Source organism: Caballeronia mineralivorans PML1(12) (assembly GCF_001028175.1).
Lineage (GTDB): Bacteria > Pseudomonadota > Gammaproteobacteria > Burkholderiales > Burkholderiaceae > Caballeronia > Caballeronia mineralivorans.
The window spans coordinates 1-350 of the sequence record NZ_AEJF01000326.1 but is presented as its reverse complement, the minus strand read 5'-3'; the positions used below and the strand labels follow the sequence as shown (position 1 = coordinate 350).

At 55.1% G+C, this 350-nt stretch carries 1 protein-coding gene; it reads left to right on the top strand.

The genetic code is table 11. The annotated features are described in order from the left end of the window. On the top strand, positions 1 to 350 hold a 350-nt coding region (locus EOS_RS42870; protein WP_047898322.1), incomplete at both ends, for an alanine racemase.

Genomic DNA, 350 nt, shown 5'->3' with positions numbered 1-350 from the left:
GCCGACGATTTCTGCGCAACATTTTCATACCGCCGTGCATAACGAAGAACAGCTGGCTGCGCTGGAAGAGGCTAGCCTGGACGAGCCGGTTACCGTCTGGATGAAACTCGATACCGGTATGCACCGTCTGGGCGTAAGGCCGGAACAGGCTGAGGCGTTTTATCATCGCCTGACCCAGTGCAAAAACGTTCGTCAGCCGGTGAATATCGTCAGCCATTTTGCGCGCGCGGATGAACCAAAATGTGGCGCAACCGAGAAACAACTCGCTATCTTTAATACCTTTTGCGAAGGCAAACCTGGTCAACGTTCCATTGCCGCGTCGGGTGGCATTCTGCTGTGGCCACAGTCGC